At 67.6% G+C, this 23,432-nt stretch carries 29 protein-coding genes and 4 tRNA genes; 20 read left to right on the forward strand and 13 right to left on the reverse strand.

The window, feature by feature from the left end:
- Positions 1-85 precede the first annotated feature (85 nt).
- Positions 86-2,260: a DUF1631 family protein gene (locus ACXJJ8_RS15155; RefSeq protein ID WP_499031750.1), complete on the forward strand. Its 2,175-nt coding sequence runs from the start codon at positions 86-88 to the stop codon at positions 2,258-2,260.
- Between the two features lie 64 nt (positions 2,261-2,324).
- Positions 2,325-3,413 carry an NAD(P) transhydrogenase subunit alpha gene (locus ACXJJ8_RS15160; RefSeq protein ID WP_499031753.1) on the forward strand — a complete coding sequence of 363 codons (1,089 nt, stop codon included), beginning with the start codon at positions 2,325-2,327 and terminating at the stop codon, positions 3,411-3,413.
- On the opposite strand, the gene ACXJJ8_RS15165 is transcribed toward ACXJJ8_RS15160, so the two are convergent.
- The 3 genes from ACXJJ8_RS15165 to ACXJJ8_RS15175 are packed head-to-tail and all read right to left on the reverse strand — an operon-like array spanning position 3,410 to position 4,801.
- On the reverse strand, positions 3,410-3,832 hold the full coding sequence (locus ACXJJ8_RS15165) for a DUF3106 domain-containing protein (RefSeq protein WP_499031756.1): 423 nt from the start codon (positions 3,830-3,832) through the stop codon (positions 3,410-3,412). The two genes, ACXJJ8_RS15160 and ACXJJ8_RS15165, sit on opposite strands and share 4 nt — an antisense overlap.
- A gap of 4 nt (positions 3,833-3,836) precedes the next feature.
- Positions 3,837-4,229 (reverse strand): hypothetical protein, encoded by a 393-nt coding sequence (locus tag ACXJJ8_RS15170; protein WP_499031758.1) that lies wholly within the window; start codon positions 4,227-4,229, stop codon positions 3,837-3,839.
- On the reverse strand, positions 4,226-4,801 hold the full coding sequence (locus tag ACXJJ8_RS15175) for an RNA polymerase sigma factor (RefSeq protein ID WP_499031830.1): 576 nt from the start codon (positions 4,799-4,801) through the stop codon (positions 4,226-4,228). Before ACXJJ8_RS15175 ends, ACXJJ8_RS15170 begins: the two co-directional genes overlap by 4 nt.
- 195 nt (positions 4,802-4,996) lie before the next feature.
- On the opposite strand from ACXJJ8_RS15175, the gene ACXJJ8_RS15180 reads away from it, so the two are divergent.
- Together ACXJJ8_RS15180 and ACXJJ8_RS15185 are read left to right on the forward strand one after the other, a co-directional pair.
- Entirely contained in the window at positions 4,997-5,299 is a 303-nt protein-coding gene (locus ACXJJ8_RS15180) for an NAD(P) transhydrogenase subunit alpha part 2 (protein ID WP_498978986.1), read from the forward strand.
- Complete coding sequence (locus ACXJJ8_RS15185) at positions 5,299-6,729, forward strand: NAD(P)(+) transhydrogenase (Re/Si-specific) subunit beta (RefSeq protein WP_499031760.1); 1,431 nt, start codon at positions 5,299-5,301, stop codon at positions 6,727-6,729. The genes ACXJJ8_RS15180 and ACXJJ8_RS15185 overlap by 1 nt, the downstream gene beginning before the upstream one ends.
- A 93-nt stretch (positions 6,730-6,822) precedes the next feature.
- Here the strand turns inward: ACXJJ8_RS15185 and ACXJJ8_RS15190 are convergent, their stop codons facing one another.
- A complete protein-coding gene (locus tag ACXJJ8_RS15190) occupies positions 6,823-7,236 on the reverse strand; it encodes a hypothetical protein (protein ID WP_499031762.1) in 414 nt (137 codons plus the stop codon).
- A gap of 94 nt (positions 7,237-7,330) precedes the next feature.
- Between ACXJJ8_RS15190 and sufT the strand changes: the two genes are divergently transcribed.
- On the forward strand, positions 7,331-7,882 hold the full coding sequence (gene sufT / locus ACXJJ8_RS15195; protein ID WP_499031764.1) for a putative Fe-S cluster assembly protein SufT: 552 nt from the start codon (positions 7,331-7,333) through the stop codon (positions 7,880-7,882).
- Positions 7,883-7,885: 3 nt separating this feature from the next.
- On the opposite strand, the gene ACXJJ8_RS15200 is transcribed toward sufT, so the two are convergent.
- From ACXJJ8_RS15200 to wrbA, 3 genes are read right to left on the reverse strand one after another with little or no spacing between them, the layout of a single operon-like run.
- Entirely contained in the window at positions 7,886-8,371 is a 486-nt protein-coding gene (locus ACXJJ8_RS15200; protein ID WP_499031766.1) for an asparaginase domain-containing protein, read from the reverse strand.
- Between the two features lie 19 nt (positions 8,372-8,390).
- Entirely contained in the window at positions 8,391-8,717 is a 327-nt protein-coding gene (locus ACXJJ8_RS15205) for a DUF2069 domain-containing protein (RefSeq protein ID WP_499031768.1), read from the reverse strand.
- On the reverse strand, positions 8,714-9,319 hold the full coding sequence (gene wrbA / locus ACXJJ8_RS15210; protein ID WP_499031770.1) for an NAD(P)H:quinone oxidoreductase: 606 nt from the start codon (positions 9,317-9,319) through the stop codon (positions 8,714-8,716). The genes ACXJJ8_RS15205 and wrbA overlap by 4 nt, the downstream gene beginning before the upstream one ends.
- Positions 9,320-9,371: 52 nt before the next feature.
- Between wrbA and ACXJJ8_RS15215 the strand changes: the two genes are divergently transcribed.
- The 3 genes from ACXJJ8_RS15215 to ACXJJ8_RS15225 are packed head-to-tail and all read left to right on the forward strand — an operon-like array spanning position 9,372 to position 11,479.
- Positions 9,372-10,637, forward strand: coding sequence for a YihY family inner membrane protein (locus tag ACXJJ8_RS15215; RefSeq protein WP_499031772.1), 1,266 nt, complete (start codon positions 9,372-9,374; stop codon positions 10,635-10,637).
- Positions 10,621-11,208, forward strand: a complete 588-nt coding sequence (locus ACXJJ8_RS15220; protein ID WP_499031775.1) for a TlpA family protein disulfide reductase — start codon at positions 10,621-10,623, stop codon at positions 11,206-11,208. The genes ACXJJ8_RS15215 and ACXJJ8_RS15220 overlap by 17 nt, the downstream gene beginning before the upstream one ends.
- A gap of 1 nt (position 11,209) precedes the next feature.
- Positions 11,210-11,479, forward strand: coding sequence for an acylphosphatase (locus tag ACXJJ8_RS15225; protein WP_499031777.1), 270 nt, complete (start codon positions 11,210-11,212; stop codon positions 11,477-11,479).
- 4 nt (positions 11,480-11,483) lie between these two features.
- Here the strand turns inward: ACXJJ8_RS15225 and ppk2 are convergent, their stop codons facing one another.
- The 6 genes from ppk2 to hemA are packed head-to-tail and all read right to left on the reverse strand — an operon-like array spanning position 11,484 to position 15,959.
- Positions 11,484-12,260: a polyphosphate kinase 2 gene (gene ppk2, locus ACXJJ8_RS15230; protein WP_499031779.1), complete on the reverse strand. Its 777-nt coding sequence runs from the start codon at positions 12,258-12,260 to the stop codon at positions 11,484-11,486.
- Positions 12,257-12,610 carry a helix-turn-helix domain-containing protein gene (locus tag ACXJJ8_RS15235; protein ID WP_499031781.1) on the reverse strand — a complete coding sequence of 118 codons (354 nt, stop codon included), beginning with the start codon at positions 12,608-12,610 and terminating at the stop codon, positions 12,257-12,259. Before ACXJJ8_RS15235 ends, ppk2 begins: the two co-directional genes overlap by 4 nt.
- A 5-nt stretch (positions 12,611-12,615) precedes the next feature.
- A complete protein-coding gene (gene moaB, locus ACXJJ8_RS15240; RefSeq protein WP_499031783.1) occupies positions 12,616-13,134 on the reverse strand; it encodes a molybdenum cofactor biosynthesis protein B in 519 nt (172 codons plus the stop codon).
- Entirely contained in the window at positions 13,131-13,577 is a 447-nt protein-coding gene (locus tag ACXJJ8_RS15245; RefSeq protein WP_499031785.1) for a GNAT family N-acetyltransferase, read from the reverse strand. Before ACXJJ8_RS15245 ends, moaB begins: the two co-directional genes overlap by 4 nt.
- 16 nt (positions 13,578-13,593) lie before the next feature.
- Positions 13,594-14,679 (reverse strand): peptide chain release factor 1, encoded by a 1,086-nt coding sequence (gene prfA, locus ACXJJ8_RS15250; RefSeq protein WP_499031787.1) that lies wholly within the window; start codon positions 14,677-14,679, stop codon positions 13,594-13,596.
- Entirely contained in the window at positions 14,676-15,959 is a 1,284-nt protein-coding gene (gene hemA / locus ACXJJ8_RS15255) for a glutamyl-tRNA reductase (RefSeq protein WP_499031789.1), read from the reverse strand. The genes prfA and hemA overlap by 4 nt, the downstream gene beginning before the upstream one ends.
- Before the next feature lie 91 nt (positions 15,960-16,050).
- On the opposite strand from hemA, the gene ACXJJ8_RS15260 reads away from it, so the two are divergent.
- From ACXJJ8_RS15260 to ACXJJ8_RS15315, 12 genes are all read left to right on the forward strand, one after another.
- Entirely contained in the window at positions 16,051-17,745 is a 1,695-nt protein-coding gene (locus tag ACXJJ8_RS15260; RefSeq protein WP_499031791.1) for a tetratricopeptide repeat protein, read from the forward strand.
- Positions 17,742-18,365 carry a lipoprotein insertase outer membrane protein LolB gene (lolB, locus tag ACXJJ8_RS15265; protein WP_499031793.1) on the forward strand — a complete coding sequence of 208 codons (624 nt, stop codon included), beginning with the start codon at positions 17,742-17,744 and terminating at the stop codon, positions 18,363-18,365. The genes ACXJJ8_RS15260 and lolB overlap by 4 nt, the downstream gene beginning before the upstream one ends.
- Entirely contained in the window at positions 18,362-19,219 is an 858-nt protein-coding gene (gene ispE, locus ACXJJ8_RS15270; protein WP_499031795.1) for a 4-(cytidine 5'-diphospho)-2-C-methyl-D-erythritol kinase, read from the forward strand. Before lolB ends, ispE begins: the two co-directional genes overlap by 4 nt.
- A tRNA-Gln gene (locus tag ACXJJ8_RS15275) sits at positions 19,220-19,296 on the forward strand. It begins immediately after the preceding gene.
- A 45-nt stretch (positions 19,297-19,341) separates the two neighbouring features.
- Positions 19,342-20,295 carry a ribose-phosphate diphosphokinase gene (locus ACXJJ8_RS15280; RefSeq protein ID WP_499031797.1) on the forward strand — a complete coding sequence of 318 codons (954 nt, stop codon included), beginning with the start codon at positions 19,342-19,344 and terminating at the stop codon, positions 20,293-20,295.
- Between the two features lie 61 nt (positions 20,296-20,356).
- Complete coding sequence (locus ACXJJ8_RS15285) at positions 20,357-21,022, forward strand: 50S ribosomal protein L25/general stress protein Ctc (RefSeq protein ID WP_499031799.1); 666 nt, start codon at positions 20,357-20,359, stop codon at positions 21,020-21,022.
- A gap of 3 nt (positions 21,023-21,025) precedes the next feature.
- A complete protein-coding gene (gene pth, locus ACXJJ8_RS15290) occupies positions 21,026-21,613 on the forward strand; it encodes an aminoacyl-tRNA hydrolase (protein WP_499031802.1) in 588 nt (195 codons plus the stop codon).
- Positions 21,614-21,629: 16 nt separating this feature from the next.
- Entirely contained in the window at positions 21,630-22,721 is a 1,092-nt protein-coding gene (gene ychF, locus ACXJJ8_RS15295; protein ID WP_499031805.1) for a redox-regulated ATPase YchF, read from the forward strand.
- Positions 22,722-22,792: 71 nt separating this feature from the next.
- Positions 22,793-22,878 (forward strand) — tRNA-Tyr (locus ACXJJ8_RS15300).
- Between the two features lie 65 nt (positions 22,879-22,943).
- Positions 22,944-23,017: transfer RNA gene (locus ACXJJ8_RS15305), tRNA-Gly, on the forward strand.
- Between the two features lie 38 nt (positions 23,018-23,055).
- Positions 23,056-23,131: transfer RNA gene (locus ACXJJ8_RS15310), tRNA-Thr, on the forward strand.
- 58 nt (positions 23,132-23,189) lie between these two features.
- Positions 23,190-23,432 (forward strand): GTP-binding protein (locus tag ACXJJ8_RS15315; protein ID WP_499031808.1); only part of this gene is annotated, 243 nt, incomplete at its 3' end.

A 23,432-nucleotide genomic window follows, 5' to 3' on the forward strand; every position in this document is an offset into this window, starting at 1 on the left:
TCGAAGGTGAGTTGACACAACGCGACACTATCCTGCCCCTCAGTGTCGCAATTGGTCACATGGTGTCGCGGTCAGGGAGAGTGACATGGCGGGGCAGGCAACAGGACTGGACACCACGCAGCGGGCCAATCCGGCAGGCGTGCTGGAAGAAATGAAGCGCCTGGCCGTCGAGCAGCTCGGCGGCGTGCCCAGCGCATTGTACGCGCCGGTGGCCGAGGCCCTCGACGATGCCGCCCGCCGCGCGGGCCTGATCCAGATCCGCCGCGGCGACCACATCGCACTGCTGAACCTGCGCCAGCGCAACGCCGGCAACGTGATGCGATTCCGCCAGCTCATCGCGCAGGGGTTCGAGGATTTCCGCGCGCTGCCCAACCGCATGCGCAACGGCCAGGCGCTCGGCCTGGTCGAAGATCGCCACCTCGGTTTCCATTACGCGGGCCAGAAGCTCGCCGAATCCATCGGGCAGCGTTACGTGCGCCAGCTGGAGATGCTCGACCAGCGCCTGGAATCGCTGGCCCACGAACTCGGGGCCAACTCCTCGTCCAACCCGATCGGCGCCACGCGCCTGGCCGGCGCGTTCCTGGCGACCTTCCACGACGCCGACCTGCCCGAGACGCTGCGCCCGCTGCTGTTCCGCCAGTACGAACACGAACTCTCGCGCGTGCTGGGCGACCTGTACGGCCGCATCAACACGCTGCTCGCGGCGGCCGGTTACGGGCTGAAGCAAACCGGGGCGCCGAACACCGCGCCCGCGGCCGAGGGCATCGATTCCATTTCGGCGGTTCCGCACGCCCAGCCTGGCCACGCCCGCCAGGATTCCCCCGATGTCGACGCAATGGAACGCTTCGGAGACCTGCGCGCCATGTTGCATGCCTGGAGAGATGGGTCGTCCCCCGCCCGCACGGGCACGCGCGCCAGCGCGTCGGCGTCCGGCGCCCCGCGTCGCGACCTGCGCTCGGCGGAAGTCATCAGCGTCACCTCCTTGTTGCAACGCGACGGGCCGGAGCCCTATGCGCGTGCGCTCGCGGGCGCCGGTTCGCTGGCCGACGCGATCCGCGACCAACTCACCGAAGGCGCACGGCGCCTCGGCCTGGACCCGGACCAGACCCAGATCGGCGCACAGGAGAACGACGCGATCGACCTGGTCGGCCTGCTGTTCGAATCGCTGTTCCAGACCCACGCGATGCTCGACCGCGCACGCCGTGTCTATGCGCGCCTGGTGCTGCCCTATGTGAAGGTCGCGCTCAGCGACGACGGGCTGTTCGTGCGTCGCGACCATCCGGCACGCCGCCTGTTCGACACGATCACCGAAGCCTGCGAAGGCAACGACGGCGCCACGCCGCAGGATCGCGAACTGCTCGAACGCGCCGCGGGCATCGCGCAGCGCATCGTCGCCGACTACAACGAAGACCTGGAGATCTTCGCGCTGGCCAGCGCGGAACTCGAAGCGCTGCTCGAACAACAACGCAAGCGCGTGGACATGCTCGAAAAGCGCGCGGCCGAAGCCGTGCACGGCAAGGAACGCCTGCTGCAGGCGCGCCTCCAGGCCGGTGCGGCGCTCAACCAGCGCCTGCGCACGCCGCTGACCGAAGCGGTCGCCGAATTCCTCGTCGAACACTGGCAGCACCATCTGCTGCAGACCCTGCTGCGCGAAGGCCGCGAATCGCCGAAGCACGCCGACGTCCTCGCGCTCGCCGATGCGCTGATCGTCGTCGACGGCCTGTCTGCGCAGGCGCGCGGTGGTGTCGTGGCCGATCGCCTGATCGCGCTGCAGCCGGCCATTGTCGAGTGCCTGGTCGCGTGCGGCCACGACGAACACGGCGCGACCGACTGGCTCGCCGGCGTCGTGCGCGCGCTCGCGCAGCCCGACTTGCCGCGCATGGTGCGCAATCTTCCGCCGCCGGTCGTCGCCGACGAGGATTCGGAGCAGGGCGCGCTGCGCGTGGTCGGTGGCCATGCCGGCCTGGACTTCGATCCCGAGGTCGCGCAACGCATGCGGCAGCTGGTGCCCGGCGAATGGCTGCGCCTGCTCGACCAACAGGGCGAACACGTGGCCGCGAAGGTCGCGTGGGCCAGCCCGCTGAGTGGGCGCTTCCTGCTCGTGAACCGCCGCGGCGCGCGCGTGCTCGTCGCTTCGGCCGAACAGCTCGCCGCGCTCGTGGCGGAAGGCCGCCTGGTCGTGGGCACCGAACAGGCCCCCTTCGACGAGGCCATGCGCCAGATGCGCTCGCGCCTCAACCGGGCCGTCGGGCAGAACTGATCCCGCGCAAGGCCGGTGCGTCGCGCTAGGATGCAGCGGCGCACCTGGAACCCGAGGCGGATCGATGACGGTCGAAGTGGGAGTCGCGCGGGAAACCGCGCCCGGCGAACGGCGCGTCGCGCTGACGCCCGAAACCTGCAGGAAACTCGTGAAGCTCGGCGCGAACGTGCGCATCGAGCGCGACGCAGGCGCGTCCGCCGGATTTCCGGATGCTGATTACAGCGAAGCGGGCGCGCAGGTCGTCGACGACGGCCACCTCGCGCTCGGCGGCGCCGATGTCGTGTTGTGCGTGCAGCCGCCCGATGCGGTGCGACTTTCGCAATTGAAGGAAGGCGCGGTGCTCGTCGGTCTGCTGCAACCGCAGGCCGATGCGTCGCGCGGCGCCGAGATCCAGGCGCGCAAATTGCTTGCCTTCCCGCTCGAACGTTTGCCGCGCACCACGCGCGCGCAGGCGATGGACGTGCTGAGTTCGCAGGCCGGCATGGCCGGGTACAAGGCGGTGCTGATCGCCGCGCAGCTCACGCCGCGCTTCTTCCCGATGCTGACCACCGCCGCGGGCACGATCCGCCCCTCGCGCGTGCTGATCGTCGGCGCGGGCGTCGCGGGCTTGCAGGCGGTGGCGACCGCCAAGCGCCTGGGCGCGCAGGTCGAAGGCTTCGACGTGCGGCCGGAGACGCGCGAACAGATCGAATCGCTCGGCGGCAAGTTCCTCGACCTCGGCGTAAGCGCCGCCGGCGAAGGGGGGTACGCACGCCAGCTCACCGACGAAGAACGCGCCGAACAACAACGGCGCCTCGGGGAACATCTGAAGAACATCGACGTCGTCGTGTGCACGGCGGCGGTGCCGGGCCGGCCCGCCCCGAAGATTGTGACGGCCGCGATGGTTGCAGGCATGCGGCCGGGCAGCGTGATCGTGGATCTCGCCGCGGAAACCGGCGGCAACTGCGAACTGACGCAACCAGGCGAAACGATCGACAGCAACGGCGTCGTCGTCGCGGGTCCGTTGAACCTGGCGAGCATGGGGGCATTGCATGCGAGCGAGATGTACGCGCGTAACGCCTACAACTTCGTCGCGCTGTTGTTGAAGGACGGCGCGCTCGCGTTCGATTGGGACGACGAGTTGCTGGCGAAGACGATTTGGCCGGAGCGTTAATCCTTCGGCGGATTCGCGTCCAGCCATGCCTTGCGTTGTTCCGCCGTCATCCCGTGCCATTTGTCCTTCAGCGCGCGGCGCTCTTCCGGCGTCATGGATTGCATGCGTTCGAACAATTCGCGCGCCTGGTCGCGTTGGTCCGGTGAGAGGTGATCCCAGCGGCGCATGCCTTTGTGCGCAGCCGCGCGCTGCTCGGGCGTCATCGTCGTCCAGCGGCGTGCGTGGTCGAGCATGCGTTGCCGCTGGTCGGCATCGGCGTTGTTCCAGCGGTCGCGGATCGGGGCGATCAGGAGATCGCGTTCGGCGGGTGACAGCTGTTCCCACTTCGCGGGCGCAACGGCCGCGGGAGGCTGCTGCGCGAACGCAGGCGCCGCCAGCAGCAGCAGGAGCAGGGCAGGCCAAGGTCGGCGGTGGGTCATCGGCTTACTCCATGGCCATCAGGACGGCGTCGTCGGACGCCAGCCATACGTAGAGATCGGGGTTTTCCTCAAGCGTCGAGGTGATGGCGGCGTCTTCGTTGCCCGTCACCGTGCTGGTCGAAGCCGGTGGCACGGCCGCGACCATCGGCGCGTGCGTCGTCGGCGGGAGCGAACGCAGTTGCATGCCGATCACCAGCGCGCCCACCGTGGCCGCGGCCGCGAGCGGGACGGCCAGCCGCCATTTCGACGCGGGCACCTGCACGCTTTCGCCCCGCAGCGCGGCACGGCGACGCTGCTGCAGTTGCGCGCGCACGCGAGGCGAAAGTTGGTCGAGCGCGTGCGCATGCAATGCACGGATCGCGTCGCCTTGCTTGTCGTCGTGTTCGCCAATGTTCATGCGAATTCCTCCAGTTGCGCCTGCAAGGCTTCGCGGGCGCGGAACAGATGCGTTTTCACCGATCCTTCGCTGCACCTCATCACGCGCGCAGTGGTCGCCACATCGAGTTCTTCGATCACGCGCAGCGTGAACGCTTCGCGCTGGCGGGCGGGCAATGCGCGCACCGCTTTCGCGATGCGGGCATACGCCTCGCGGTTGTCGTGTTTGCGGGAAGGGTCCGACTCCGGGTCGAGCGTCGGCACGCGCTCGCTCCAGTCGATCGGGTCTTCATCGTCGTGCGTCGACTGCGGCCGCAGCCAGCGCAGGCGGAAGCTGCGTCGCCGCTGCGCATCGACGATGCGGCTGCGCAGGACGCTCCAGAACAGCGGCGTCCATTCCCCGGGCGGCTTGTCGGCGTAACCGAGCATCCTGAGCATCGCGTCCTGCACGACGTCGAGCGCGTCTTCGCGATGGCGCAAACCCATTTCGGCGAAACGGAATGCGCGCGCCGAGACGGCATCCAGGAATGCGTCGAGCGTGCGCGGAAGCGGCGCATCGCCCACGGGCGCCTCGACGCCGGTGAAGGCGGTCATCGGATCGTCGGATTCATCGGTCACTCGAAGGAACATAGCAGCCGGTTGGTGGTGGCGGTCCACGGATCCGGCCGGTCGGCCAGGCCCGCACCGCCTGCGGGGGTGGGAACGCGGCTGCGGCCAGGGCGTTGACCGCGCGCGCGCCGGGTTCACCTGTCGTTATGATGGCCCTCACACGAGGACGGGGATGACGGCATGGCGGCGGACGGGTTCGTGGTGCTCTACATCTTCATGCTGGCCGCCATCGCGGGCCACGTGATCATTTCCCGGGTCCCGGTGATCCTCCACACGCCCCTGATGTCGGGCTCGAACTTCATCCACGGCATCGTGCTCATCGGTGCGATGGTGGTCCTCGGCCACGCCGACACCACGCTGGAGAAGGCGATCGGTTTCGTCGCGGTGCTGCTGGGCGCGGGCAACGCGGCGGGCGGTTACGTGGTGACCGAGCGCATGCTCGAGTTGTTCAAGGCGAGCAAGAAGCCGGGGGCCAAGCCGTGATGGCGTCCTGGCAGTTGCTTCTCGCCGCGACCGCCTATCTCGTCGCCGCCACGCTCTTCCTCCTCGGCCTGCAACGCATGGCCTCGCCGGTGACCGCGCGCAGCGGCATCCAGTGGGCCGGCGTGGGCATGGTGGTCGCGACCGTGGCGACGTTCGTGTTGCCGGGGTTGCACAACATGGCGCTGATCGTGATCGCGCTCGTGCTCGGCACCGTGGTTGCGTGGGTGTGGGGCAAACGGGTGGCGATTACCGACATGCCGCAGATGGTGGCCTTGTTCAACGGCATGGGCGGTGGATCGGCGGCGGCGATCGGTGCGGTGGAGCTGTTGCGCCTGACCGGCGGCCCGCGCGATGCAAACGCGACGTCGCTGCATGTCGCGCTTGCGGTTGTCGGTGCGTTGATCGGTGCGGTGTCGCTGACCGGTTCGGTCATCGCGTGGGCGAAGCTCGACGGTCGGATGGACAAGCGTTACACGTTCCCGGGGCAGCAGGCGTTCAACGCGCTGATGTTCGTCGCCGCTGTGCTGCTCGGCGCCTTCGTCGTTTATGCGCTCGCCTTCGATGGCGTGCAGACCTTGCAGGTGACGACGCTTGCGATCATCGCGTTCTTCGCTGCCGCATTGCTCCTCGGCGTCCTGATGACGCTCCCCATCGGCGGCGCGGACATGCCCGTCGTGATCTCGCTCTACAACGCGTTCACCGGCCTGGCCGTCGCGTTCGAAGGTTATGTCCTCGGCAACCAGGCCTTGATCATCGCCGGCACCATGGTTGGCGCGGCCGGCATGTTGCTTACGCGCCTGATGGCGAAGGCCATGAACCGCAAGATCACCAACGTGCTGTTCTCCAACTTCGGCGCGACGGGTGAGGCGCAGGAGATCCACGGCACGCAGAAGCCGATCGAAGCCGGCGATGTCGCGGCGATGATGGCTTACGCAGAGCGCGTTGTGATCGTGCCCGGTTACGGCATGGCCGTCGCGCAGGCGCAGCACAAGATCTGGGAACTCACGCAGCGCCTCATCGCGCGCGGCGTCAAGGTGAAGTTCGCCATCCATCCCGTCGCCGGCCGCATGCCGGGCCACATGAACGTGCTGCTCGCCGAAGCCGGCGTGCCCTACGACCTCATCGCGGACATGGACGACATCAACCCCGAATTCCCCAACACCGACGTCTCGCTGGTCATCGGCGCGAACGATGTCGTCAACCCGGTCGCGAAGACCGACCCCGCCTCGCCGATCTACGGCATGCCGATCCTCGACGTGATCCAGAGCAAGCACACCGTCGTGATCAAGCGCGGCAAGGGCACGGGGTTCGCGGGCATCGAGAATGCGCTGTTCTACGCCGACAACACGCGCATGCTCTACGGCGACGGCGCGGAGATGGCGAGCGCGCTGGTGAGCGAACTCAAGGCGCTGGACGGCGGCGGTCACTGACCCCCGCGAAGGGGATTGCGGCCTGTCGCCCGCGCAGATCCGCGAAGCGATGCCCTTGTTCGGACAGGTGCTCGACCGCGCGTGCGCGTGAGGTCAGCGCGAAGCGATCGCCGCCACGATCAGGCCGAATCCCATCCAGGCCCAGTCGGCGGGTGTGTTCGCCAGATGCGTGAGCGTCCACGCGAGCGACGGCCCGAGCTTGGTCATCGTTTCGCCGAACCCGAGCCCGAGCATCCCCGACAGGTGCGCCGAAACGATGCCCCACTGCGCGATCGCGGTTGCCAACAGGGTGGCGGCGATACCGAAGGCCATGCGCCCCCACCCGCGCGGTGCGCGCCCCAGGCGCAGCAACCACGCCGCGTCGAGCGCCGCGATCACCGCCATCCAGCCGCATTGCGAGGACGTGAACATGGCCGCGGCGACCCACGCCGCCGCAATGCCGGTGCTGCCGACCAGGGCCAGCGCGGCGCCCATCCATGGCGAATGTTGCGTTTCCTGCTGCGCCATCTGGCTCCCCCGCGTGATCGCACAGCATACCGGCCGCGCAGGGCCTAGAATGCACGGCCTTGCGGCGCGCGCCGCACGCCCCCACCTTCTCCGCATGTATTCCCGCAGCAGCGAACCCGTCCGCTTCGAGCGCGATTGCGCCGTCGTCCTCGTGCCGCAAGGTGAAGAAGTCACCTTGCCCGCGGGCAGCATCGGCTACATCACGCAGGCGCTCGGCGGCAGTTACACCGTGTTCGTCGAAGGCAACCTGTTCCGCGTGGCGGGCCGGGATGCCGACGCGATCGGCAAGGAGGCGCCCGAGCCGCTCGAGCTCGCCGCCGGCGCATCCGACGACGAAGTCGAGAAGCTGGTCTGGAAGCAGTTGCGCACGTGCTTCGACCCCGAGATTCCGATCAACATCGTCGACCTGGGCCTGGTCTACGAAGCGAACGTGAAGCCGCGCGAGGATGGTTCGCGGGAAGTCGAGATCCGCATGACGCTCACGGCGCCGGCGTGCGGCATGGGCGACATCCTCGTCGACGACGTGCGCAGCAAGCTGGAAATGATCCCGACGGTCACCGAAGCCGACGTCGAACTGGTGTTCGACCCGCCGTGGAACCGGATGATGATGTCGGAAGCCGCGCGGCTCGAAACGGGGATGCTCTGACCGTCAGAGTTCTTCGAACTTGTTGGCAGCCACGTTCTTGCGCACCTTGTGGATGTCCCACACGCGCCCGTTCATCGCGATGTAGACGCCCGGCGGCAAACATTGCACCGCACCCACCGCGGTGCCCACGTTGAACTCCGCATCCGAGCCGCGGAAACGCGCGGGGCTCAGCGCGCCAGTCAGCACGATGGTGCGATCCGTCAGCGATTCCAGGACTTGCGCGGTCTCGACCATCGTGTCGGTGCCGTGCGTGACCAGCACGTGTTTCGCGGGCTGCGCGGCGATGGTCGCGCGGATCAGCTCGCGATCTTCGGCCGAGATGTGCAGCGAATCCTTGCGGATGATCGGGATCACGTTGAACTGGAACGCGACCCCCAGCTCACGCAGGATGCCGCCGATCTGCGGCTCGCCGATCTGGTAGTCCGACTTGTCGTCGAAGTAGATCTTGTCGATCGTGCCGCCGGTGGTGACGATGCAGAGCTGGTCCATGGGCGGCGATTATAGGTGCCTAGCGCCGCCGGCCGAAGCGCGCCTGCAGCCCCGGCAGCGTGGCGCCGGTGAACACCACGAGCGCGAGCACGATTTCGATCAGCGCCAGTTCCCGGTGGTCGGGCCGCGACCAGCCCACCATCACCCCGTGCGAGAACCACCCGAGCGCGAACAGCCCCGCCCAGAACGCCGGCTTCTGCGCGCCGTTCCAGTTCCACGCCGCGAGAATGAGCGGCGGACCGGCGAACCACGCCACCGCGTGCCAGCCTTCGGGCAGGAACCAGAACACGAACAGCGCGACCAGGCCGAACAGGCCCGCCAGCAATACGCGCGTCGGAAAGCTCATGCCGTGCTCCCGGCGGACAACTTCGCTGCCAGTTCCGCGACGCGCCGCCCCAGGGCGCGCGCGAGTTGCGCTTCCTCGTCGCTTGGGCGCGGATCGTCCTGCATCCCCGCATGGTGGCTCGCGCCGTAGGGCGTGCCGCCGGTGCGCGTGGAATTCAGGCCCGGCTCGGTGTACGGCAAACCGGTGATCACGCAACCGTGGTGCAGCAGCGGCAACATCATCGAGAGCAGCGTGGCTTCCTGTCCCCCATGCAACGTGGCCGTCGAGGTGAATACCGCCGCGGGCTTTCCGACCAGCGTGCCACTTGCCCATTCGGCGCCGAGGCCGTCGATGAAATGCTTCAGGGGCGCGGCCATGATGCCGAAACGCGTGGGACTGCCGAGGATCAATCCGGCGCATTCGTCCAGGTCGCGGCGATCGACGTAGGGCGCGCCCTCGTCCGGTTCCGGCGGCGCGGCGACCTCGGTCACCGGCGCCACGGGCGGCACGCAACGCAGCCGCGCGGCCATGCCGTCGACTTCCTCGACCCCGCGCGCGACCTGTCGCGCAAGCCGCGCGACGGAGCCGCCGCGGCTGTAATACAGCACCAAGACTTCGGGCACGGGGCCACCTCCGTTGCGCAGGATAGCCGAGCGGTGGGGTAGGCTTCCGCCGATGGAGCCCCTGGACACTCTGTATCGCTGGACCGGATACCTGCGCGACCGCCATCGCCTGGGCACGTTCTTCCGTTTCCTCTGGAACCGGTTCATGGGCGACAACCTGTTCCAGGCCGCGGGCGCCTTGTCGTACACCACGGTGTTCGCGCTGGTGCCGTTGTTCGTGGTGGGCTTCGGCGTGTTGTCCGCGTTTCCGGTGTTCGACCTCTGGCGCGATCGCCTGGTCGATTACATCTTCTCGAACTTCGTCCCGAGCTCGGCGCGCGCGGTGGAAGCGTACCTGCGCCAGTTCTCTGCGAACGCAGGCCAGCTCACGGCGGCGGGCATCGTGGCGTTGGTCGTCTCGCTGCTGATCACGTTGAACAGCGTGGAGATGACGTTCAACCAGATCTGGCGCGTGCCCACGGCCAGGCCGAAGTTCGCGCGCTTCCTCGTCTACTGGACGGTGTTCACGCTCGGTGCGCTGGTGGCGGCGACGAGCCTGGCGTTGTCCTCGCGCTTCTTCGCGATGGCGATGTTCGAGACGCAAGCCGGGCAATGGCTCGAACAACTGATCGTGCGCCTCACGCCGTTCGTCATCGAACTGCTGGCCTTCGCCGCGGTGTTCAAGGTGGTGCCGCATCGCACGGTGCTGTGGCGGCATGCGTTCGCTGGCGCGCTGCTCGCGGCGGTGTTGTTCGAAGGCGTGAAGTTGTGGCTCGGCGTGTTCATCGGCAACTTCAGCAGCTACGGCAAGGTGTACGGCACGCTCGCGTTCCTGCCGATCTTCCTGGTGTGGATCTACCTGGGGTGGACGTCGATCCTGCTGGGCGCTTCGTTCGCCGCGTCGATGTCGTCGTTCCGCTACCAGCCGGCGTCGATGCGGCTGCCGGTCGGGTACGAGATGTACGGCCTGCTGCGCATGCTCGGCCGTTTCCACGAATCGCGCGCGTTGGGCAAGGGCCTGCACAGCCAGGACATCCAGCTGCTCGAACCGGTGCTCACCGATTCGATGGTGCAGGAAATGCTGGGCCAGCTGTGTCAGATCGGCCTGCTCAGTCGCGCCGAAAGCGGCGAGTGGTTGCTCGCACGCGACCTCGACGATCTCACCCTCGGCGAACTTTACGAGGCCTGCCAGCTGCGGATTCCCGTGGCCGAAGCGCATGTTCCGATGCGCGAGGATGCGTTGGGCCAGCGCGCGTACCATACGCTCGACGAGCTGCGGCTCCCGCTGCGCGACCTGTTGAAAAAGAAGGTGTCCTCGATTTATGACTCCCCGAATTGAATATGTGGCGATCGCCGTCGCGATCGCGATGCTCGCGGCATGCAAGCAGCCCTCTGCGCCTGCGAATGACACCGCGAAGCCCGCGACCGCCGCGGCACCGACGACCGCCGCTGCGCCCGCGTCCGCGCAAGTGCGCGCGACGAAAGACGTGCCGACGCTGACCATCGCCACCGTCGACGGCAAGCAGTTCGACCTGTCGGCGCATCGCGGCAAGTGGGTCGTCGTGAATTTCTGGGCGACGTGGTGCGGCCCGTGCCTGAAGGAAATGCCCGCGCTCTCCGCGCTCGACACGATGCGCGAATACATCGAAGTCGTCGGCCTGGCGTACGAAGACACCACGCCGGCGCAAATGCAGGCGTTCCTGGAGAAGCACCCGGTGTCTTATCCGATCGCGCTGGTCGATGTGTACAACCCGCCGAAGGATTTCGAAACGCCCGCCGGTTTGCCGATGACCTATCTCATCGCGCCCGACGGCAAGGTCGCCAGGCGTTTCATCGGCCCGGTCGAACCGCACGACATCGAGGCGGCGATCGTCGCCAACGGCGGTCCGCAGCCGCCGAAGGGCGCGTGAGATGACCGCCGCGCGCTTCTTCGTCGAAGGGCGCGTACAGGGCGTGTTCTTCCGTGCCTCGGCGCGGGAACAGGCGCAATCGCTCGGCCTGCGCGGTTACGCGCGCAACCTGCACGACGGCCGCGTGGAAGTCCTCGCGGTCGGCGACGTGCAGGCGCTCGAACGGATGGAACAGTGGTTGAAGCACGGGCCGCCGGCGGCGCACGTCGAACGCCTGGAACGCATCGAGGCGGACGAAGGCGAAGCGGGCCCGGAGTTCGATACGGCCTGAGCCGTCAGACGTCGATCGACTTGATCGGCGCCACGACCGTGAAGCGTTCCTTCTTCGGCTTGTCGGACAAAGGGTCCAGCACCAAGTCCGGCTCGGGAAGATGCGTGTCGGGCAAGCGATCCAGCAGATCGCGGATCAGGGTGAGCCGACCGCGCCGCTGGTCGTTGAAATCCACGAGCGTCCACGGCGCGTGTTCGGTGTGCGTGGCACGCAGCATGTCTTCGCGCGCCTTGCTGTACTGGTCGTAACGCGTGCGCGCTTCGAGGTCGATCGGCGAAAGCTTCCAGCGCTTGAGCGGATCGGCACCACGTTCGGCGAAACGCCCTTCCTGTTGCGCCTGGTCGCACGACAGCCAGTACTTGAACAGCAGGATGCCGTCGTCGACCAGGAGTTTCTCGAACGCCGGTGCCTGTTCGAGGAATGCGTTCACCTGCGCGGGTTCGGCGAACCCCATGACCCGTTCCACGCCGGCGCGGTTGTACCAGCTGCGATCGAACAGCACGATTTCGCCGGCGGTGGGCAGATGGGGCACGTAATGCGCGAAGTACCAAGCGCCCTGTTCGGCTTCGCTCGGCTTTCCGAGCGCGACGACACGGCATTGGCGCGGGTTCATGTGTTCGCGGATCGTGTCGATCGCGCCGCCCTTGCCGGCGGTGTCGCGGCCTTCGAACAACACGACGATGCGCTGGCCCGTCTCGCGTGCCCAGCGGGCCATCGAGACGAGCTCCACCTGCATGGGCGCAAGCGCCGCCTTGTATTCCTTTTTCTTGATCTGCTTCACTTCGCGGCTGCCTTGCGGCGGCGCGGCGCCGGTTGGTTCGCGAGGCCGCGCGCGATTTCGAGCAATGCGCCCTGTTGCCGCGTGGACATCGCGCGATACGCGGCGAGCAGGTCGTGTTCGCCCTGCGTGCGCGAAGGATCCAGCGTGCTCGCCAACTCCGCGAGCAACGCGCCGACAGGAACGCCGAGCGTGCGGGCGAGGGCGTCGAGTTGATCCTTGCCCGGCATCTTTTCGCCGCGCAGCCACGCCGACACGGTGTTGACGCCCGCGCGCGGGATCGCGGTGGCAAGGTCCGTCGCGCTCATGCCGCGCGCTTTCACGAGCAACCGCAGGGTCGTTGCGAGCGGCATCGTGTTCACTCCTTGAGGCGGGGACGCAAGGTGGCGAGGTTGCAGGGGCGCGTGCGCGCATCCAGTTGCGCACGCACGATCTTTTCCCACGCCGTGCGGCAGGCGGACGTCGAACCGGGCAGCGCGAACAGGAACGTGCCGTTCGCCATGCCCGCGAACGCGCGCGACTGCAACGACGACGTGCCGATCTCCGCGATGCTCACCGCGCGGAACATTTCGCCGAAGCCGGGCATCTGCTTGTCGAGCAGGGGCAGCAGGGCCTCGGGTGTCGAATCACGGCCGGTGAAGCCGGTGCCGCCGGTGACGAGGATGCCGTCGACGGTGGCGTCGGCGATCCACTTCGACACGATCGCGCGGAGCTTGTACCGGTCATCGGGGAGCAGTGCGCGATCGGCGCAACGATGGCCTTCGTCCGTCAACGCCTGGACAAGGTAGTCGCCCGACGTGTCGTTCTCCGGCGTGCGCGAGTCGGAGACCGTGAGCACGCACAGGGCGAGGGGAACGAAGTCTGCAGGCTGCTTCATACGCGCAATGAATACCACTGCGTGTCGTCTTCATGCCAGCCTGCGGCGCGATAGAGCGCGCGGGCGGGCGCATTGTCCGTCGTGGTTTCGAGCATCAGGCCCGCGGCGCCCTGTTCGCGCGCGAATGACGCCGCGGCATCGAGGAGGGCGCGCGCGACGCCGTGGCGGCGTGCACTTTCGGCAACGAACAGATCGTTGAGCAACCACGTCCGCGCGGTGCGCACCGAGGAGAAGATCGGATACAGCTGCGTAAAGCCGACGACCACGCCGTCGCGTTGCGCGAGCAGCACCACCGATTCGTCGCGCGACATGCGTTCGAGCAGATAATCGCGTGCGCGCTGCAGATCGCCCGGCTGCGCATAGAACCGTCGATACGCGTCGAACAGCGGCGCGATCGCATGCAGGTCATCCAGGGTCGCGCGGCGGAGCAGGGTGTCGGTCATCGCATGCTCCATGACATCAGGCATTGTCCGTGAGACGCGCGAGTTCGTCGGCCTGGTGTTCGCTTTGCAGGCGTTCCACCAGCGGATCCAGGTAGCCTTCGAGCACGTGCGGGAGGTCGTACAGCGTCAGGCCTTCCACGCGATGGTCGGTGATGCGGCCCTGCGGGAAGTTGTAGGTGCGGATCCGCTGGCTGCGGTCGCCGCTGCCGACCTGCAGTTTGCGATCCTGCGCCTGCGCGGCTTCGCGGCGCGCACTGTCCGCTTCCACGAGCATCGCCTTCAGGCGCTTCATCGCCTTGTCGCGGTTGGCGTGTTGCGAGCGTTCGGTCTGCGATTCGACGACGATGCCACTCGGCACGTGCGTGATGCGGATCGCCGACTCGGTCTTGTTGACGTGCTGGCCGCCCGCGCCGGAGGAGCGGAAGGTGTCGACCTTCAGGTCGGCGGGATTCACTTCGATCGGCACGCCCGGCGCTTCTTCGGCGATGATCGCGACCGTCGCGGCCGAGGTGTGGATGCGTCCCTGCGATTCGGTTTCCGGCACGCGTTGCACGCGATGCGTACCCGATTCGAACTTCAGCTTCGAATACGCACCGCGGCCTTCGATGCGCGCGACGATTTCGCGGAAGCCGCCGTGTTCGCCGGGATTGGCCGATTCGACTTCCACGCGCCAGCCCTGTCGTTCGGCGAAGCGCGCGTACATGCGATACAGATCGCCGGCGAAGATCGCCGCTTCGTCGCCGCCGGTGCCGGCGCGCACCTCGAGATAGAGGTTGCCTTCGTCGCGCGCGTCCTTCGGGACGAGTTGGGCGAGCAATGCGACGTCGAGTTGCGCCAGGCGCTGCGTGGCGGCGGCGATTTCCTCTTCGGCAAGTTCGCGCATTTCCGGATCGCCGCGCATCGCTTCGGCGTTCGCGAGGTCGCGACGCGCGCGGGCTTCGGCCGCGAGCGCGGTGGCGACGGGTTCGAGTTGCGAGAATTCCCGCGACAGATCGCGGAAGCGCTCGGCGTCGGAAATCGTGCCCGGATCGGCCAGCAGGCGTTCGACTTCCTCGCGTCGCTCGATCAGGGCTTCGAGTTTGCGGCGCAGGCTGGGGATCATGCGTCGCCGTCGCCGTCGACGGTTTCGTCGCCTTCCCGCAGCGGCGGGAAGAGCTTGTCGGCGGCGCGCGCGAGTTCGGCATCCCCGCTCAATGCGGCTTCGCGCAGGGCGGCGGTCGGCGCATGCAGCAGGCGATTCACGAGCGTGTGTGCGAGCAGATCGAGCACTTCCTGCGGATCCCGGCCGGCGGCGAGCTGCGCGCGTGCCTTGTCGAGCGCTTCGGCGCGCGAGCGTTCGCCGTGCGCGCGCAACCGTTTGAGCGGTGCGTGGCGCGTGCTCGCCTGCAGCGCTTCGACGTAGCGCGCGGTTTGCAGGTCCACGATTGCTTCGGCTTCGCGCGCGGCTTCACGGCGGCTGCGGCGGTTGTCTTCGATGGCGCGTTCGAGATCGTCGACGGTGTAGAGGAAGACATCGTCGAGCGTCGCGACGGCCGGATCGATGTCGCGCGGCACGGCGAGATCGAGCAACAGCATCGGGCGGTGCTTGCGTTGCGCGAGCGCGGCGGCGACCTGCGCGCGCGTGACGATCGGTTCGCGGCTCGCGGTTGCGGACAACACGATGTCGGCTTCGGACAGATGGCGCTCGATTTCGCCCAGCGGCAGTGCGACGCCGCCATGGCGCGTGGCGAGTTCCTGCGCATGGGCGAGCGTGCGGTTGGCGACGAGCAGGCGTTTGGCCTTGCCCTCGACCAGATGCCGCGCGGCGAGTTCGATGGTTTCGCCGGCGCCGATCAGCAGCACGGTGGAATCCGACAGCCGCGCGAAGGATTCCTGCGCCAGCCGCACGGCCGCCGATGCGACGGACACGGGATTGGCGCCGATGCGCGTGTCGGTTCGTGCGCGCTTGGCGGTGGTGAAGGCATGCTGGAACAGCCGGTCCAGGTGCGATCCCAAGGTGCCGGCGGCGCGCGCCGACGCCCAGGCTTCCTTCACCTGGCCGAGGATCTGCGGTTCGCCGAGTACGAGCGAGTCCAATCCCGTCGCCACGCGAAACAAATGGCGAACTGCGTCCGCGTCCTGGTGTCTGTACAGGTAGGCGTGCAGGTCGCCGGCGTCGGGATGGGCGGCCAGCCAGTCGGCCAGCGCATCGCCCCGGTCGTCGGCCAGTGCGTACAACTCGGTGCGGTTGCAGGTCGACAGGAGTGCGACCTCGCGCACCGCCGGCATCGCGCGCAATTGCGCGAGCGCGCGCGGCATCGCGTCGGCACCGAACGCAACGCGTTCGCGCAAGCCGACGGGTGCGGTCTGGTGGTTGATGCCAAGGACGATCAAGCTGCTCATGAGGTCGTTCGGTCGCGTGCGCTAAGCTCCCGATGGCCGCACATTCTACCGGGGGCGCGCCCCCGGTCGCCCCCCGCCCCCGGAACACGCCATGCCGCAATCCCGCACCGCGTTCACCTTCTTCTTGTTGCTTGGTGCGGGGCTGGCGGCCGGATGCACCGTCGCCGGGCCGCGCGACACGCCCGTGGCACGGACGCCGGTGCAGGCCGCGCGTTCGCCGATCGAAGGGACGATGGCCGGCGAATTCGCCCTCCAGGCAGGCCAGCTCGACCAGGCCGCGGGGTATTACCTCGAGGCGGCACGGGCCACCGACGACGCCGGCCTGGCCGAACGCGCCACCCGCATCGCGCTGCTGGCGAACAACGACAGGCAGGCGGCCGAGGGCCTGGCGCTATGGAAGCAACGCGCGCCCGGCTCGCTGGCCGCGCATGCGGCCGAAGCGACGCTCGCCCTGCGCCGCAACGATGCACGCCTGGCCAAGCAGGAACTGCGCGTGCTGCTCACCGACAAGGGCGACATCGGCTGGCGCCACGCGCTGGCCGCGCTCGGTTCGGGGGGCAAGGACCCGAAGCTCGCCGGCAAGCTGCTCGCCGAATTCGTCGACGACCAGGTCATTCCGAACAAGCTGCAGGCCTGGCTCGCCTTCGGCGGCCTGGCCATGCGGCTGGAACAACCGGCGCTCGCCGAGCGCATCATCGACCGGGTCGTCGCGCAATTCCCGAACGAGCCCCGCGTCGCGCTGTTGCGCGCCAGCCAGTTGCGCGAGTCGGGGAAGACCGTCGAGGCGCGGCAGGTGCTCGCCGGCATCGCGCAGTCGGCGTATGCCGACGAAGAAATGCGCATGTCCATCGCCGCCGAATACGATTCGATGGGCGATTCGGCGCAGGCCGCCGACGTGCTCGCGCGCGGGCCGCAGGACGATCGCACCTACGGTTTGCGGGCCGCGTTGCTCTCCCGTGCCGGCGACGACGCGGCACTGGGCAAGCTCTACGACGAACTGAAGACAGAATCGTCGAAGCCCGATCCGGACCGTCGCCTGTTGCTCGGGCAAGTCGCCGAAATGCTCAAGCGCCATCCCGAGGCGCTTCAGTGGTACCGCAGCGTGCCCGGTGGCGAAGCGCGCTGGACCGCGCGCCTGCGCGAAGCCAACGTGTTGCATGAACTCGAGCGCGGCCCGGAAGCGTACACGGCGCTGCGCGGCCTGCAGGGCGATGCGACCGTCGACGAAGACACGCGCCGCGATGCCTACCTGCTGGAGGCCGAATTGCGCGGCAAGGACGCGCAGGCCACGGAAGAGCTCGACGTGTATGCGCGCGGCCTGGCTGCGTATCCGGATGATTCGGCGATCCTCTATTCGCGCGCGCTGACGTGGGAACGCCGCGACGACATCCCGCGCGCGGAGGCCGATTTCCGCCGCATCCTGGTGGCCGAACCCGACAACGTCACCGCACTCAATGCGCTCGGCTACACGCTCGCCGATCGCACGACGCGCTTCGCCGAAGCACTCGAACTGATCGATCGCGCGCGCGCCTCGGAACCCGACAGCGCCGCGATCATCGACAGTTACGGTTGGGTCCTCTATCGCCTGGGCCGCAAGGATGAGGCGTTGGTCGAACTGCGCCGCGCCTTCTCGATGCAGAAGGATCCGGAAATCGCATCGCACCTCGGCGAGGTGTTGTGGATGCTCGGCCAGAAAGACGAGGCGCGGCGTTATTTCGACGAGGCCAGGAAGCTCGATCCGGAAAACCGCTCGCTCAAGCGCGCGCTGCAGACGACGGGGGCATGACGATGCGGGTGGCGTGGATCGCGATGATCGCCATCGCGCTGTCGGCGTGTGCGACGACGCGTTCGAATGCGCCTGCGATGGTTTCGGTCGAGCAACCGGCGGCGTACCAGGCGACGCGCGAAGCGCAGCTTGCGTCTTTGGGCGATTGGTCGATGTCGGGCCGGATCGCGCTGTCGAACGGCAAGGACGGCGGCAGCGGGCGCATCGAATGGAAGCAGGCCGGCGCGCGTTTCGAAGTCGCGCTCGCCGCGCCCGTGACGCGACAAAGCTGGCGCGTGACCGGCGGCGAAGGGCAGGCGGTGCTCGAAGGCCTGGAAGGTGGTCCGCACAGGGGTGCGAATGCGCACGATCTCATCCTCGACGCGACGCGCTGGGACATCCCGGTCGACGCGCTCGCCGGGTGGGTTCGCGGCGTTCCGGGTCCCGGCGCGCAGGTCGATTACGGCGCCGATGGCCGCCTCGCGGGCCTGGCGCAGGACGGTTGGACCGTGGCGTACACGGCATGGGCGCCGACCCGGTCCGATCCATCGCTCGCAATGCCCGCCCGCCTCGAGGCCACGAAAGGCCAGGCGCGGGTGCGCCTGGCCATCGATGAGTGGACCTTCGAGCCCACCCCATGAGCTGGTCGGCCTGGCCGGCACCCGCCAAGCTCAACCTGTTCCTGCGCATCACCGGCCGGCGGGCGGATGGTTACCACACGCTGCAAACGGTCTTCCGTCTCCTAGATTGGGGAGACACGGTGCGGCTGCGGCTGCGCGAGGACGCCGAAATCCGGCGCATCGGCGACTCGGCTGCGGGCGTCGCGGAGGACGACGACCTGATGGTTCGTGCCGCGAAATTGCTGCAAATTACGTCTAAAACGCGGCTTGGCGCCGATATCGCCGTCGAAAAGCGTATTCCAGCGGGTGGCGGATTCGGCGGCGGCTCGTCGGATGCGGCGACCGTCCTGCTTGCCCTCGACCAACTGTGGGGCACGCGGCTCGGCGTCGATCGACTGGCGCAAATCGGGCTGGAACTCGGCGCGGACGTTCCCGTATTCGTGCGCGGGGACAATGCGTGGGCCGAAGGCGTGGGGGAAATCCTCACGCCGATCGACCTGCCGCCGGCCTGGTACGTGCTCGCCGACCCCGGCGTACACGTGCCCACCGCCGCCTTGTTCCAAATCCCTGAATTGACGCGCGATTCCCCGCCCGCGACAATGCGCGACTTCGTTTCGGAAGCGGTGCTCGGCAATGCGTTCGAGCCGGTGCTGCGCCGCCGCGAACGGGCCGTCGAGGCCGCGTTCGCTGCATTGGCGCAGGTCGGCACGCCACGCCTGACGGGCACGGGCAGCGGTTGTTTCGTCGAATTCGCCACGCGCGAATCCGCCGGATCGGCTCTCGCCCGCGTGCATCGGGATGCGCCGTCGTTGCGGGCCTGGCTGGCCGCAGGCGTGCGTTCGTCGCCCTTGCGCGAAGCGCTCGTTCGGAGCTGAAGGGGCGTCGCCAAGTGGCCTAAGGCACCGGGTTTTGATCCCGGCACTCGCAGGTTCGAATCCTGCCGCCCCTGCCACCCATTCGTGTCCCACCGCAACGGTCAGAGCGCAGCGGAGCAAACATGCAAGACAATCTGCTGGTGTTTACCGGCAACGCCAACCGCCCGCTCGCGCAGGCAGTGTGCAAGGAGCTTGGCGTGCGCATGGGCAAGGCGCTCGTGAGCAAGTTCTCTGACGGCGAAGTGCAAGTCGAGATCGAGGAGAACGTGCGCCGGCAGGAGGTGTTCGTCATCCAGCCGACGAGCGCGCCGAGCGCGGAAAACCTGGTGGAGCTGCTGGTCCTGATCGATGCGCTCAAGCGCGCATCGGTGTCCAGCGTCACCGCGGTGGTGCCGTACTTCGGTTACGCGCGGCAGGACCGCCGCCCGCGTTCGGCCCGCGTGCCGATCACGGCGAAGGTCGCCGCGAAGATGTTCAGTGCGGTGGGGACGGATCGCGTGTTGACCGTCGACCTGCACGCCGACCAGATCCAGGGCTTCTTCGATCTGCCGGTGGACAACGTGTATGCCTCGCCGCTGCTGCTCGCCGACATCTGGCGCGCGCACGGCACGGACAATTTGATCGTGGTTTCGCCGGACGTCGGCGGCGTGGTGCGCGCGCGCGCAATTGCCAAGCGCCTGGACGACGCGGACCTGGCGATCATCGACAAGCGCCGTCCGCGCGCCAACGTGGCCACGGTGATGAACATCATCGGCGACGTGAGCGGCAAGATCTGCGTGCTCGTCGACGACATCGTGGATACCGCCGGCACCCTGTGCGCAGCGGCCGCGGCGTTGAAGGCGCAGGGCGCGACCAAGGTGGTCGCGTACTGCACGCATCCCGTGCTGTCGGGCGCGGCGATCGACAATTTGAACAAATCGCAGCTGGACGAACTGGTGGTCACCGACACCATCCCGCTCAGCGAAAACGCGAAGGCCTGTGGCCGGATCCGCCAGCTCAGCGTCGCCGAGCTGCTCGCGGAAACCATCCGCCGCATCGCCTTCGGAGAATCCGTCAGTTCGCTCTACGTGGACTGACATCCCTGGCGCCACCTGGTCGCGGGTGGCGCTTTCATCGCAACGAAGTGAGTTGAACATCATGGCTATCGAACACAAGATCACGGCGACTGGCCGCAAGGACGAAGGCAAGGGTGCGAGCCGCCGCCTCCGTCGTGCAGCGCAGATCCCGGCCATCGTCTACGGCGGCACCGCTACCCCGCAGAGCATCCAGCTGGAACACGAGAAGATCTGGCTTGCCAGCCAGAACGAGTGGTTCTACTCGTCGATCCTCACCCTCGACCTCGACGGCAAGGCGCAGAAGGTCCTGCTGCGCGACATGCAGCGCCATCCGTACAAGCAGATCATCATGCACATGGATTTCCAGCGCGTTGATGAGAACCAGGCGATCCGCGTCGCGGTGCCGCTGCACTTCCTCAACGAAGACAAGTCGCCGGCCGGCAAGGCCGCGGACGTCGTCGTCACGCACGAGCTCAACGAAGTCGAAATCAGCTGCCTGCCGAAGGACCTGCCGGAGTTCATCGAAATCGACCTGGCCTCGCTGGCCGTCGGCGACATCGTCCACCTGTCCGAGATCAAGCTGCCCAACGGCGTCGAGATCCCCGAGCTGAAGCTGGGCAAGGAACACGACGTGGCCATCGTCATCGCCAAGCACGGCAAGGAAGAAGTGGAAGAGCCGGTCGAAGCGCCGGTCGCCGCCGAAGTGCCGGCTGCGAAGGTCGCCAAGAAGGACGACGAGAAGAAGTAAGTCTTGTCGGGCTTGCGCCTCATCGTCGGGCTGGGAAACCCCGGTCCCGAACACACCCGGACCCGGCACAACGCCGGGTTCTGGTTTGTGGACGGGCTCGCCGAGCGGCTGGGTGCGCGCTTCGGCCTGGAATCAAAGCTCTTCGGCGAGACCGCGAAAGTCGACATCGGCGGCCGCCAGGTGTGGCTGCTGAAACCGGCGACGTACATGAACCTCAGCGGCAAGTCGGTCATGGCCGCCTTGCGCTACTGGAAGATCGAGCCCGAAGAAGCGCTCCTGGCGCACGACGAGCTCGACCTGCCGCCCGGCGTCGCGCGCCTGAAGTTCGACGGCGGCCACGGCGGCCAGAACGGCCTGCGCGACACCATGAAACTGCTGGGCCACGGCAAGTTCCACCGCCTGCGCATCGGCATCGGCCATCCCGGCCACAAGGACAAAGTCACCCCGTGGGTGCTGGGCAAGCCCGGCCGCGACGACGAGGCCGCGATCCTGCGCGCGCTCGACGATGCGGCCGACGTGCTGCCGCTCGCCGTCGCGGGGGACATCAACGAGGCGACCAAACGCCTCAACACCGGCCCAGCCAACCGCTGACCGGCACGGAGACACCATGGGCATCAAATGCGGAATCGTTGGTTTGCCGAACGTCGGCAAGTCGACCCTGTTCAACGCGCTGACCAAGGCGGGCATCGCCGCGGCGAACTTCCCCTTCTGCACGATCGAACCGAACGTGGGCATCGTGCCCGTGCCCGATCCGCGCCTCAACGCGCTGTCGGACATCGTCAAGCCGCAGAAGGTGATCCCGACGGCGGTCGAATTCGTGGACATCGCGGGCCTGGTGGCCGGCGCGGCCAGCGGGGAAGGCCTGGGCAACAAGTTCCTGGCGCATATCCGCGAAGTCGACGCGATCACGCACGTGGTGCGCTGCTTCGAGCACGGGGACATCATCCACGTGACCGGCAAGGTCAACCCGATCTCCGACATCGAGACCATCGACACCGAGCTGGCGCTGGCCGACCTGGATTCCGTCGAAAAGGCCCTGCAGCGCGCCGAGCGCTCGGCCCGGACGGGCGACAAGGACGCCAAGGTCCGCGCAGAAGTCCTGGGCCGCGTGCGCGCCGGCCTGGATGCCGGCAAGCCGGCCCGCGCGCTGGGCCTGTCGGACGAGGACAAGGCGCAGGTCCGCGACCTGTTCCTGCTGACCCTCAAGCCCGTGATGTACGTGGCCAACGTGCTGGAAGACGGGTTCGAGAACAACCCGCACCTGGACGCCGTCCGCGCCCGCGCGGCGGGCGAGGGCGCCGAGGTGGTGCCGGTCTCGGCGGCCATCGAGGAAGAGCTGAGCCAGCTGGACGACGAAGACCGCGACACCTTCCTGCACGACCTGGGCCTCGACGAGCCGGGCCTGAACCGCGTCATTCGCGCTGCCTACAAGCTCCTGGGCCTGCAGACCTACTTCACCGCGGGCGTGAAGGAAGTCCGCGCGTGGACTGTTCGGGGTGGTTCGACCGCGCCGCAAGCGGCCGCCGTGATCCACACGGATTTCGAAAAGGGCTTCATTCGCGCCGAAACGATCGCCTACGACGACTACATCAAGTACCGGGGCGAGTCGGGTGCCCGCGACGCCGGCCGCCTGCGCCTGGAAGGCAAGGAATACCGGGTGCAGGAAGGCGACGTGCTGCATTTCCGCTTCAACGTCTGACCCGCAGCCACATTGGCTGCGACCAAGCGTTGACTTCGCGCCGCATGCACGCCAGAATTTCGGGCTCTTTTGGAGGGATACCCAAGCGGCCAACGGGGGCAGACTGTAAATCTGCTGGCTTACGCCTTCGGTGGTTCGAATCCACCTCCCTCCACCAAGAACGTTTCAACCAGCGGCTTTACCAGCCGATGGCGCAAGACCCAAGCAGGTTCGTTTTCCGGCGCGGGAGTAGTTCAACGGTAGAACCTCAGCCTTCCAAGCTGATGGTGCGGGTTCGATTCCCGTCTCCCGCTCCATTGAACGCCGCGACGAAAAACCTGCTGCAAAACGCCGCGCTCACGTAGCTCAGTCGGTAGAGCACCTCCTTGGTAAGGAGGAGGTCGAAGGTTCGATTCCTTTCGTGAGCACCACCGCTGCAAACGCAACATCCGACTACGTTCGCCCACCGATTTCCACCGAGACAGAGCCATGGCCAAGGGTAAGTTCGAGCGCACCAAGCCCCACGTGAACGTGGGCACGATCGGTCACGTTGACCACGGCAAGACGACGCTGACGGCGGCGCTGACGAAGGTGGGCGCGGAACGTTTCGGCGGCGAGTTCAAGGCCTACGACGCGATCGACGCGGCGCCGGAAGAGAAGGCGCGCGGCATCACGATTTCGACGGCGCACGTGGAATACGAATCGGCCAACCGCCATTACGCGCACGTGGAT

This window comes from Lysobacter sp. P5_C4 (genome assembly GCF_054049695.1).